General features: G+C 41.0%; 9 protein-coding genes and 1 pseudogene. 8 read left to right on the top strand and 2 right to left on the bottom strand.

The genetic code is table 11. The annotated features are described in order from the left end of the window. Nucleotides 1–65: 65 nt before the first annotated feature. Nucleotides 66–989 (top strand): carboxylate/amino acid/amine transporter, encoded by a 924-nt coding sequence (locus HEN33_RS14855; protein ID WP_176263695.1) that lies wholly within the window; start codon nt 66–68, stop codon nt 987–989. Nucleotides 990–992: 3 nt separating this feature from the next. Here the strand turns inward: HEN33_RS14855 and nlpA are convergent, their stop codons facing one another. Beyond that, entirely contained in the window at nt 993–1,811 is an 819-nt protein-coding gene (gene nlpA, locus HEN33_RS14860) for a lipoprotein NlpA (RefSeq protein ID WP_176263696.1), read from the bottom strand. Nucleotides 1,812–2,019: 208 nt separating this feature from the next. Between nlpA and yicS the strand changes: the two genes are divergently transcribed. From yicS to eilA, 7 genes and pseudogenes are all read left to right on the top strand, one after another. Next, a complete protein-coding gene (gene yicS / locus HEN33_RS14865) occupies nt 2,020–2,313 on the top strand; it encodes a protein YicS (protein ID WP_001306625.1) in 294 nt (97 codons plus the stop codon). A gap of 301 nt (nt 2,314–2,614) precedes the next feature. After that, a complete protein-coding gene (locus HEN33_RS14870; RefSeq protein WP_000443167.1) occupies nt 2,615–3,112 on the top strand; it encodes a SycD/LcrH family type III secretion system chaperone in 498 nt (165 codons plus the stop codon). Between the two features lie 9 nt (nt 3,113–3,121). After that, nucleotides 3,122–3,304: a hypothetical protein gene (locus HEN33_RS14875; protein ID WP_176263697.1), complete on the top strand. Its 183-nt coding sequence runs from the start codon at nt 3,122–3,124 to the stop codon at nt 3,302–3,304. Between the two features lie 55 nt (nt 3,305–3,359). Next, entirely contained in the window at nt 3,360–5,141 is a 1,782-nt protein-coding gene (locus HEN33_RS14880) for a type III cell invasion protein SipB (protein ID WP_176263698.1), read from the top strand. A gap of 12 nt (nt 5,142–5,153) precedes the next feature. Further along, entirely contained in the window at nt 5,154–6,275 is a 1,122-nt protein-coding gene (locus HEN33_RS14885; protein WP_176263699.1) for a hypothetical protein, read from the top strand. A 43-nt stretch (nt 6,276–6,318) separates the two neighbouring features. Beyond that, nucleotides 6,319–7,773, top strand: a complete 1,455-nt coding sequence (locus HEN33_RS14890; protein ID WP_176263700.1) for an IpaD/SipD/SspD family type III secretion system needle tip protein — start codon at nt 6,319–6,321, stop codon at nt 7,771–7,773. A gap of 202 nt (nt 7,774–7,975) precedes the next feature. Then, nucleotides 7,976–9,672, top strand: a pseudogene (gene eilA, locus HEN33_RS14895) (HilA family transcriptional regulator EilA). A 51-nt stretch (nt 9,673–9,723) separates the two neighbouring features. On the opposite strand, the gene HEN33_RS14900 reads toward eilA, so the two are convergent. Further along, nucleotides 9,724–12,136: invasin domain 3-containing protein (locus HEN33_RS14900; protein WP_183083438.1), on the bottom strand; the 2,413-nt coding region annotated here is incomplete at its 5' end.

Here is a 12,136-nt window from a genome sequence, read left to right on the forward strand (position 1 = left end):
CATCCTCGCCATTTTTGCTATCATGCCTGCATACATAAACGACAAAACAGTATGCAGAGGGAAAAATGGGTTCCACCAGAAAGGGGATGCTGAACGTTCTGATTGCCGCCGTGTTGTGGGGAAGTTCAGGGGTCTGCGCGCAATACATCATGGAGCAAAGCCAGATGTCGTCGCAGTTTTTGACTATGACGCGTTTGATATTCGCCGGTTTGATTCTGCTGACGCTGTCATTTGTGCATGGCGATAAAATCTTTTCTATTATTAACAATCACAAAGATGCCATTAGTCTGCTGATTTTTTCCGTGGTTGGCGCGCTAACCGTACAGCTCACTTTTTTGCTAACCATTGAAAAATCGAATGCTGCCACGGCAACGGTGCTGCAATTCCTCTCACCGACGATTATCGTCGCCTGGTTCTCACTGGTGCGTAAATCCCGCCCGGGCATTCTGGTTTTTTGCGCTATTTTGACATCGTTGATCGGGACTTTTTTATTGGTGACACACGGTAATCCGACGTCATTATCGATCTCTCCGGCCGCGTTATTCTGGGGCATTGCCTCGGCATTTGCTGCTGCATTCTATACCACCTATCCCTCAACGCTGATTGCCCGCTATGGCACGTTACCGGTCGTCGGCTGGAGTATGCTGATCGGTGGTCTAATCATGCTGCCCTTCTATGCCGGGCAAGGAACAAACTTCGTGGTTAATGGCAGCCTGATTCTGGCGTTTTTCTATCTGGTGGTAATCGGAACTTCGCTAACCTTTAGTCTATATCTGAAAGGCGCACAGCTCATTGGCGGGCCAAAAGCCAGCATTTTGAGCTGTGCAGAACCATTAAGTAGCGCGCTGCTCTCTTTGCTGTTGCTGGGGATCACGTTCACATTGCCGGACTGGCTGGGCACACTGCTGATTCTGTCATCGGTGATTTTGATTTCAATGGATTCCCGTCGCCGCGCCAGAAAAATAAATCGTCCGGCGCGGCATGAGTGAGAATTACCAGCCAGGCACCGCGCCACCGTTAAAGATGGTTTCTGCCGCTTTAGCGACTTCGGGCGATTGATAAGATTGCAGAAATTCCTTCACGTTTTCTGCATTCTTATTATCTTCCCGTGCCACCAGAATATTCACATACGGCGAATTCTTATCTTCAATAAATACGCTGTCGTGCACCGGAGAAAGCCCTGTCTGCTGAATGTAAGTGGTGCTGATAATCGCCACATCAACTTTGGGATCATCCAGTACGCGCGGGAGCTGCGCCCCCTCGAGTTCTATAATCTGCAAATGACGAGGATTCTCGGTTATATCCAGCGCGGTAGGTAGTAACCCTTTTCCCTCTTTCAGAGTAATTAGCTTCTCTTTTTGCAACAGTAAAAGCGCGCGACCAAGGTTGGTCGGGTCGTTGGGGATCGCCACTGTCGCGCCTTCTTTTATTTGCGCCACGGTTTTGATTTTTTTGGAATAACCCACCATGGGGAAGACAAATGTATTTCCCACCGCTACCAGTTTATAACCATGCGCCTGATTATCTTGTTCAAGAAAGGGTCGATGCTGGAAGACGTTCGCATCAAGCTCGTCATGATTTGTCGCATCGTTCGGTAGCAACGAACCGCTAAATCCTACCAGTTCAACATCGAGGCCATATTTCTCTTTTGCCACCTTTTTAGCGACTTCCGCGACATCTTGTTCTGCGCCATTAATAACGCCCACTTTAATGTGCTTTTCATCGCTGCTGCTCTGGTCGCAACCTGCCAGCAGAATTCCTGCCAGTAATAATGCGGCCCCCGCCCGTAGATGATGTGTTGTCAGTTTCATTTTTTATCCTTTTTTTAATCGTTAACTGACTATAATGGCAAGATCACTACGATTTAAAAAACGAAAAGCTATCGAATAGAAGAAAAAGGTATATAAAACTGGCACTTCTTACTGACCACGCAAACACCTTTCGTACAGCATGATGAGAGCGGCAAAAGCAAACTACACTTATGCTTCATTCGATGCACATTTGCAGAAGGTTGCAGCTATGAAGCCAACGATGCTACTCATGATTACCGTATTCCTGACTTTCCCAGCCATTTCTCAGGCCGAGTCGCCATTCAGTTCTCTACAGTCGGCAAAAGAAAAGACCACGGTATTGCAAGATTTACGTAAAATTTGCACGCCACAGGCGTCATTATCAGACGAAGCGTGGGAAAAATTAATGTTGTCTGATGAGAGTAACAAACAACATATCCGCGAAGCTATTGTGGCGATGGAGCGTAATAATCAGAATAACTACTGGGAAGCGCTGGGTAAGGTGGAATGCCCGGATATGTGAATTTCGCACACCTCCGCGCTCAGGCCAGCAGCCACTGACGTACGCTCGCACATCAGTAAATCACCTGCTTTTTCAAATTCCAATCAGAATTGAACCCGTTCATCAGGATTGTGGATAAAATTCCCTCTACATTATTTTCATTTCATCACATAGAAAATCTTATCTCATTGAAACAATACTTGTTTTTAATGCAGAAAAGGAAGTCCAACGGATGGGCATAAAAATGAGCGAATTTTGATATCACCACCCTCTAAAAAATGGTGAAGTCTGAACAAAGAATGTTCGAAAGGAGAGAGTAGAGATGGAAAGCGCAAATCTGGATTTAGAAGAAAATAAAGAAATTGCCAGTAAGTTCGAACGTGCACTAGGTATGGGAGCAACGCTTGCAGAACTGCATGGCATAACCCCGGATACCCTTGAAGGCGTTTATGCTTACGCTTATAACTTTTATGAAAAAGGAAGACTTGACGAAGCTGAACTCTTTTTTAAATTTCTCTGTATTTATGATTTCCAAAATTATAATTATTTAAAGGGATATGCCGCCGTCTGTCAGTTGAAGAAAGATTATCAAAAGGCATTCGACATGTATCATATCTGTTTGATGCTATCTCCCGATAACGATTTCTCTTTGGTTTATTATATGGGCCAATGCCAGATGGGCTTAAAAAACATTAAAATGGCCACGGAGTTATTTAATACAGTCGTAACCTACAGTCAAAATGAAAAAGTTAAAGAGATGGCTAATGCTTATCTTGAACTCTTGACAGCCAATTCCGAAGAGGAAGTTCAAACAGAGTGAGTCGGCAAAATGAACATAAACGTAAAAAAATCTTCTTTTACGCCTGAAGAAGCAACCAAGAAATATAAAGAGGAAGCAACAATTGATTTAAAAAACAACCATACCAATAAAATAAATGAGAAGAATAACAATAAACACATTGCTTATTTTCCCGTTGATGCCATTTTAGATGGAAATAAACATCTACCATGAGTTAAATAATAAACAGTTAATTAAGCCAGATGATAGCTTAAAAAGGAGGTGAATTATGTCGGCACCGATTACGGGACAGACGATCACGTTTGAACAAATCAGCGAAACATTGCGTACACAATATAGCGATGAGGAAAAAAGACTGCAGGACAGCAGCAAAACGCAAGTTGATCCCATGCGGCTTAATAAAAACCCGAAATCCCTTGATAACGATATTCGCCCTCGTCTTGAAAACAAACCTATGCTTGCTATACCTGCAATGCAGGTTTCCGATTCTGATAACGCCACTGCAGCAAAGACGAACGATGCCCGCCTGACGATGATTTTGGGTAATTTATCAGGCATTGCCGATCAGGATATTACTACACGCTTGCATAATAACCTGGACAACACCCTGCTTCGACACGAAATGGTACATAATAAGTTTCGTGAATTAAGCGACGCCTACACCTCGTCATTAGATTCAGCGCAAAAAGCCAACGATAATCTGCATCAGGCCAACAATAATTACAATGCAGTCGATAAAAGAGTGCAATCGCTGGAAAAAAAAGTCAACACATTGGATCAAGAGTTGTCGCAACTGCAACCAGACGATCCACAATACAATAAAGTACTGACGCAAAAAAACGCGGCTGAAAAAACACTCACGCTGTCGTTACAAAAAAAATCGTTAGCTGAGAAATCATTAAATACAGCCATTATGGATGCTGATGCTGCGATCGGCCAAAGTATGGAAGTTTTTGACGAAATTCAACAGCAAGAACAGATTAATAACTTCACCACCAATATTTGCCTGACACAGGAAAACCAGAAAAACAGAAACGCGACAGCCACATTTATTCTATTGATTACCTCAGTAATGGAAGTTATTGGGGACACCAATTGCGAATCTATTAAAAATCAATCTGAGGTAATGAAAGAGATTAACCATGTCAGGGAAAATAAACTCAATGAAACAGCACATAAATATACTACCACGACTAAAGTTTTAAAAATAGTTAATGAGTGTGTAACTGTAGTTACCTTTGCCGTAAGCGCAGTCTTAATTGTTGTTGGTATTGTCGCTTCTATTCCAAGTGCTGGTGCAAGCTTAGCTGGAGCCGTGGCACTTATTGGAGGAATAGCGGGGGCAGTGGTATTAGGTATTGATATCACCTGTCAAATCGCGCTGGGCACCACGGCTACCGGATGGATTTTAGGAAAACTTACTGAAGGCCTTGCGGGTATTATTTCAAAATATGATCCCACGCTGCTAGCAATCTGCGCTCTTCTGGATGTTTTGGGTGTCAAACAAACGACTATTGATTTGGTACAAGATATATACTCAACTGCAGCCGCGTCTATTGTTATGGTAACGCTAATGATTGGTGCAGCGATAATTTGTTCTGTCGCAATAAGTGAACTCGTAAAGGCGCTAACAAAGACTGCCACCGAAGAAATAACAAAAGAAGTAACAAAGAGTATAAAATCCACAGTAGAAACCATCATTAAATCTGTTTCAAAAAAAGTCATGTCCGCATTAGATGCTGTAGGCAGTAAAATAACAGAATCAGCAGAGTTGATATTATTATTCGCAAAAATAGCCAAAGGACTTGAACAAATCAGCGCATCAGTATGTTCAATAGCAACATCAGCCATGAATGTATATGCCTCTGAGGATTTCGCAAATATGGAAATTCTTCAGCAGGATATGAGTAATTTATCAAAAACGCGCGAACAAATGCTTACAGTGATGCAAAGGATAGATAAAACCGTCGAACAAGAGGTAGCTCAGATGGTGCGTGTATTGCAACACCGAACTGAATCTTTGAAATTTGCTTCCCATTCTATCGTATAAGAGGATTCAAAAATGCCCAATAACATTAGCAACATAAACAATACAGCTCATAATAAGAATCTCGATAAAACAACGTTCGATGAACAACCTGGTTATGAAACAAGAGTATCTCAAAATAAAAAAATACTGCAAAGTTTTGTGCCTAATGATATTAAAAATGACACAAACACTAAATTTATTAGGCTGATTGATTCTGTCCGTGCTCTTTCTCCCGAACTACAATGTAAAGTATTAGATGGTCTTAATTACGCTAATAACACATTACATAATATAATTCAAAACGCTGGCATAGCGACAAAATCATCCTGTCAGTCTACCAAGTCAACAGAGAAAACCATAACATTTAACATTCTCGATATGTTAGATAATTTGACTATGAGACAACAGAACATTATGGAGGAATTTTTAAGAGTCTTTACATCAATGTACAATGCCTCTGCCAAGGCCGAGGCTAGCATGAGCATCCTTTTTGAAGATCTTGTCCAATTACAGAGTAAAGAAACAATTAACTCCTCTTGGGAAAATTTAGCTGGTGCTACAACGGGCGCAATTGTTAATGTTATTGGAGTTGGCGTAGTCGCGAATGCAGAATATAAAAAGCCCGCCGGTAAAATAGATGATGTTAATCCAAACCAAGGACAAAAAACAGATACACCGGAAGACCAACAGAAATTAAAGACAAATGAAGATGTGAAAAAGGCAAAAGCTAGACTTGCTGAAATAAATAATAAATTATCAGAAGATAAGAGTACTGAGAATGACCAAAATAAAATACCGTTAGAAGAATTAGAAAAAGAAAAAGACAGTATCAATAAGCAAATTGCAGATAAACAGCATATTGACAGTCATAATAAAAAATTTAGTCGTTATAATTCTCTTTCTAATTCTCATCATCTCTTTCAGGCTTTTGGCAGTACATTGCAATCAAGCGGAACTGTAGCTGCGGAATATACTCGTGCTGAAAAAGAGGTTGCGGAGCAAGCTAAAAATGTTTTGCATTCAGTTATGAGTAGCTATCTGGATCAAATTAATCGTGATGTTCAAGGAAGAGATCAGGCACTCAATTTATTACAGCAAATAATACAAACCATTATTGATACTGATAGTGCTATCGTTCAAGGCATTCGCTCATAAATTATTGCAATAATAGTTAATTATATTTAAGGAGGAATGACACATGATTAATAAAGATAATAATTTAAATATAGGTATTTTACGTCAGCAGAATGCAAACATTCCTCTTAAAGAGGCATCCTCGCAAAGTGAGGAGCCTCATCAACTGGAAAACAGCAAAAGCGAGGGTAATTTGTATAACAGCGCCAGTAAGGATAATAATATTGGCGCTATGCTCAAGAAAGATGTTGAAAAACTATCAACTTTAGTCAGTGAACGTAGCCAGCGAAATGAAGACTGGAAATGCCAGCATGACATACAACTCAACTTCGTTAAAAACATGCTCAGAAATTTCCCAACTGAGAACCTGTCAGAGAAAGGATCTGCGCTCTTACACGAAAGTTATTCGCTGATAAAAAAAGTTCTGCAGCTTACAGAAAATGTTAATACTATTGACGGAAAATTAAAGGATCCCGATAAAATATTGACCCTGCATAACTCTGTGAGAAAAACCCTGGCTAACGTTGCTCACAACACAACCGGGTCAAGTGCAATGGCAATGACCAAAGGAACCTTAACTCACGCTATCGCTTCTTTAGATAGTTCTGTGCCTGAAGATATTCAAGCCACAGAGATAAATAGTTCCCTTTTTTCTATGCTTATACAGAAACAAAAAAAAGCAATGTCAGGTAGTTCTACATCAAACAGTAATGCGCCCGAAGTGAGAAGTTCAGCAACCAGCAGCACTTTAACGGCCAGTAGTTCAAGCGAATTTAAAAGTGATAAATATATATGCAGTGATATTGCTGATTTGATGAGTGTGCTCGGTAGCGACTACCTCGAAATTTATGCGAATAGCGTTGAGATAATGAGCGCATACTGGCAGGACTTCAGTGAACATATCCAAAGCAATATGGGAAAATGGACTCACTCTAATAAAAAAGGCGATGCGATAATTTTTGATGTCAACGCATTTCAAAAGGCCTTGATGCATTTTTATTATATCGATAAATATCCTAATGGTGATTTCCACTATCATTACAATCCAGACTATGTTTTATACCCTCCGGCACCTGCTGACAAAATTGGTGTTCCATTGGAAGAAGCAGAAAAATGGTGCGCCGCTTTAGGACTTCCGGTAATTCCACCCGATCCCAAACACCGCACACCTTCTCCGATTGTCGAAGTTGAACCACAAGGTAGCGGTTTATATGTTATTATTCCCAACCCTCAGATTATTGACAGTATGAGTCAATCTTCAGATTCAATGGTGCACAGGGATAATAAAGGGAAGGAAAAAAATATATCTAAAGAATTCACCGGTTATGAAATAAGCACAGCTGAATACCAGGCATGGTTAGCGGGTTATAATGGGCAAGCAGAAAACATGAAAACCGATGTACAGGTTATCACGACTAAATACAGCACAGCCAACTCCACCTACGATACGATTATAAAATTATTATCGTCAACCATTACAGCATTATTTGATTCAGCGAAAGATTATTTACGTTTCTGATTAAGTAACGCCAAATATTATAGTCCACTATCTGGTCTCGTAAAATGGGACCAGCGTTTCATATTATTAAGCATCAGCTTTCATTCATTTCTTCATCACAATCTTACAAAATGAGCGTTTTTTGATAGAGCAATTCTGCCAATACTTTATTTTATATTGATCAAATTAATACTATGAATAGAGAAAACGGAAGGAGCGTTCTATGCAACTGCAACATGGAAAAAATAATACACAACAATATATATTTGGCGACTTTGTATTAAAAAACAATGGAATATTATTATTCAAAAACAAAGAATATCATATTCCCCCAAAAGAACTTGGCGTTATTATTCTATTACTTAATGCTGACGGTGAAATTGTTAGCAAAGAAGAGATTATTGATAAGGTCTGGAGCGCAAGTGTTGCCAGTGATGAATCTTTAACACGGTGTATTTATGCATTGCGCAAACTTTTGCATGAGAATAAACAGTGTAAGTATATCGAAACGGTCTATGGTCGTGGATACCGTTTTACTGTACCCATTGTGATTGTAACCGATAATGAACCGGTAAAATCGACTACCACTCTTGCTGTTTTTCCATTTCGTACTGAAGGTTCGATCAATGTTCTAAAACTGCATTACGAACTTGTGCAGGGCCTTTCAAAATATGCTTTTTGTGGTTTAGATATTTTACCTGCCTCGGTAACGAATGAGGCAAGCGATTTTTCTACTATCCATCAGTTTATTAATAAAACAGGCCCAGAATATTACATTATGGGTCAGGTCGTTCACTATGGTAAAAACTGGCGTTTATTTATTGAATTAATTCATGCCAGAACGCATAAGTTGATTGATCATCAAAGTATTGATTTTAACCCCGACAATCCTCTTTCCGTATTATTATCACAAGTAATTAATATTCTTATTGAAAAAATACCCAATATTAATTTTAAATCTATTAATACACAACAAATGCCATCTCTGGATTCTGCTGTTATGTATATGAATGGCAGAATGGAAATGTATCGTTATACACCAGAGAGTTTGAAACGAGCATTAGTAATATTTAGAGATTGTGTGAGTACGCAACCGCAAAATACCTTGCCCTACTGTTGCCTGGCGGAATGCCATATATCATTAGCACTCCTTGGACTCAGTGAACAAAAACAAGCAATAACTACGGCAGTAACCTCCATTGAAAAGGCTCTTGAAATTAACCCTTCAAATTCTCAGGCATTGGGTTTACTGGGTTTAATCAGTGGGCTAAAAGATGAACATTCAGTGTCTAATGTGCTATTTAAGCAAGCACATTTACTCAAACCTAATTCGCCAGACGTTTATTATTATCAGTCTCTGCTATGCTTTTTGAACGGTGACCTTGCAAGAGCATTTAATCTAATAGAAAAAAGCATTGCTCTTGAACCCAATAAAATCGGCATAAGCATTCTTAAATTAATTATACTTTATTACACATCCCCCCTCGATAACGCGATATCTTTTGCATTAAATCTTAACAGTCAAAACACCTGTAATAATCCAATTATTACCTCTATTCTGGCTATGTCATGGCACTGAAAGGACATAATGACAAAGCCAAAAGTTTATTGCTTAAACTTGAGCCTGAACATGGTCTTGATTACAGCTGTGTTAACTCGCTTTATACGAAGTTTCTGATCTATGGCGCATCTATAAAAAATGACATTATGAAGTTGTTGGCTAGTATTAACACCAACAAAATAAATGGTGTGATTTTGCCATTAATTTACACTGTTTATGGTAAAAAAGAATATGAAAAGCGCTGGCAACAATTAGTTAAAGACAATGATTTATGGTCAAATGTTTTGCTTCACGACCCTCGTTTGCTCAATGTAAAAAATGAATTTAATACTATCAGTGCGATGCGTACTTCTGCGTAAGAACGAAGAGAAATTGCCCTGCTGATGCAGGGCAATTTAGTAGTTATTTCGTTAAAAATATCTCACACACAAACCAGAAGACTTTCCTGATCCTGGTGTTGATATACCAGTTTCAGGATCGAATTTCTCGTGAACCCCTATAAGTACAGTACTTGTCCAGTAATCCGTACTGCTAAATGTACTGCCATAAGCTTTCAAATTACCATATTCTCCCCACAACGTTCCTACTTTTCGTGGAACTACACCACTACTTGGTCGCTGCGCTAATTCTAAAGATGACGCCACTTGTCCATAGCTATTGCATGATGCATTTATAATATCCCAAGTGTTATTACTGGCAGCACCTAAACTAGTAAACCATTTTTTCATCTTGAATTTGAATACAACATTATTCCCTTTACCGTCTTTTGGTTTCCCGGTAATAGTGATTTCACTATTTAGGGGCAGACTTATTGTGACTTCTCCATTATTGTTAACATTAATACCATAGATGCCTGCCGTCCAATCATAATCTGTATTCTTCATATTATGGGTTAATACTAAGGTGAATTTAGCCCCATCAAATCCTGTTTCAGGAAAACCATCTGCCGCCCTGAATATTGCACCATTCACACTCAGTGAATCGACTGCCACAAAAGGAAGGATGGTATAGGAAGGTTGCCCGTTTACACGCCAACCGTTAATCTGCAGAAATGAATTTAAGTTCTCTCCTTCTTTGTAGGCCATATAGGTACGCTCATATATGCCATCACCCAAATATATCCATTTAGCCCCTTCTTTCTTCTCCACATTTTGTAAGTACACTGCATTATCCAGCAAATCCAGACCGTTATCCAACGGGTTACCAAAATCATCAGCTAATAAAACACTGACAGGTAAATCCGCCCCAACAACCACAACATCATCTCTTATACGAAGCTGTGAACCATGCGGACTCGCTTCACCCGGTTTAATAGTATAATTATTTGAATAATTGGCATCGCTCCAACCAACCATCTTCAGTTGAGCATTCAAATACACTTCCGCGAAATGCGCCATATACTGTCTTTGATATTGCCCATTGCCGTTGTATATCCAATTATTACCCTGGATAGGATCTGCATTCCTGACTTTTACGTTTTCCTCATTAAGCTGAGCGACACCATCAGTAATAAAGTTACCCTGAGCATCACTAAGTACAACAGTCACCGTTATGCTCTCCCCAGCGATATATACCGTTTTGTCCGTGATAATCGTGGACTGAGTTTTTGCTGCTGCACCTGGTTGTATCCCGTATAGCGCGGAATTAATCTCCGTTGCCCATGTTTTTAATTTCAGACTGGCAACCAAATTTTTCTCGGCAAACCATGCTGTCCAGATCATGGTATATTCACCATTATTCTGTTCGACCCATTGCATCGAATCGGGGACTGCGCCGCCCACCGTAAAATTATCGATATATGATTCGATAACTCCTGATGTCAGCCCTAAAGCCGGGTTACCAAACTCATCCCGCAACGTTACTGTGACAGTTAATGACTCCCCGGCGATATATGTCGTTTTATCTGTCCTGATGGCTGAATTTGTTTGCACCGGAGCACCACTGTGGATGGAATAACTCTCTGATTGTTTACTGCTGCCCCACTCAGGCAAAGTCAACGTCGCGTGGTGAGAGTCTCCCGCCATTTGCGCCGACCATGTAGCAGTATAAACACCGGCGGTTTCAGACCATCCTCCTGAACGTACGGCTCCTTCCACTATTACGTTATCACCAGACAGTAAGGACTCGCCCCCTTCAACCAGGTTACCGTGCGCGTCTTTCAGCGTCACGGCGACGGTTATAGTGTCGCCAGCGGTGTAGGCGTTTTTATCCGTAGCGATAGTTGATGTGGCTTGCGCCGGAGAACCGGACTGTATGTCATAGCGATCTGACGTTACACCATCACTCCACGTCTGCAATTGCAGGTTGGCGTGCTGATTGGTACTGGCAATCGTCGCCATACGGGTTGTGGTATACACGCCACCTGATTCAACCCAGCTTCCCGTTTCTGACGGGTCGGTGCCAGCCACCGTAAGCACACCATTAGCTGCTAACTGTGAAGCTGCACCGGTTACCAGATTATCGAACACATCCCGGAGCGTTACCGTGATGGTGATTGTCTCTCCAACCGTATAGTTCGACTTATTTGTTTCAACGGTTGAAGTGAGCTGCGATGCATCACCCGGTACAAAGGTGACGTTCTGGCTCAGGCTGCTGCTGTTGATGCTGGCGGTGACCGCACTGGTGCCCGCCGTCTGGCTGGTGACACTGATCTCCACCGTGCCGTCCGGCCCGGTGATAACCGTCGCGGCAACCGCTGCCCCGTTGTCCGCTGAGACGCTGACCGTCTGTCCGGCCAGTGCATTGCCGAACGCGTCGGTGACTTTCACCCGCAGCGTGTTCGCCATCGCACCATCTGCCACTGAGCCGTCCTTAATGACCACC

The sequence above is a fragment of the Escherichia sp. 94.0001 genome, from assembly GCF_013369155.2.
Lineage (GTDB): Bacteria > Pseudomonadota > Gammaproteobacteria > Enterobacterales > Enterobacteriaceae > Escherichia > Escherichia coli_F.

Coding starts and splice junctions, on each gene's coding strand:
- HEN33_RS14880 (WP_176263698.1), top strand. CDS start 3,360: ATGTCGGCACCGATTACGGGACAGACGATCACGTTTGAACAAATCAGC.
- nlpA (WP_176263696.1), bottom strand. CDS start 1,811: ATGAAACTGACAACACATCATCTACGGGCGGGGGCCGCATTATTACTG.
- HEN33_RS14885 (WP_176263699.1), top strand. CDS start 5,154: ATGCCCAATAACATTAGCAACATAAACAATACAGCTCATAATAAGAAT.
- HEN33_RS14875 (WP_176263697.1), top strand. CDS start 3,122: ATGAACATAAACGTAAAAAAATCTTCTTTTACGCCTGAAGAAGCAACC.
- HEN33_RS14855 (WP_176263695.1), top strand. CDS start 66: ATGGGTTCCACCAGAAAGGGGATGCTGAACGTTCTGATTGCCGCCGTG.
- HEN33_RS14870 (WP_000443167.1), top strand. CDS start 2,615: ATGGAAAGCGCAAATCTGGATTTAGAAGAAAATAAAGAAATTGCCAGT.
- yicS (WP_001306625.1), top strand. CDS start 2,020: ATGAAGCCAACGATGCTACTCATGATTACCGTATTCCTGACTTTCCCA.
- HEN33_RS14890 (WP_176263700.1), top strand. CDS start 6,319: ATGATTAATAAAGATAATAATTTAAATATAGGTATTTTACGTCAGCAG.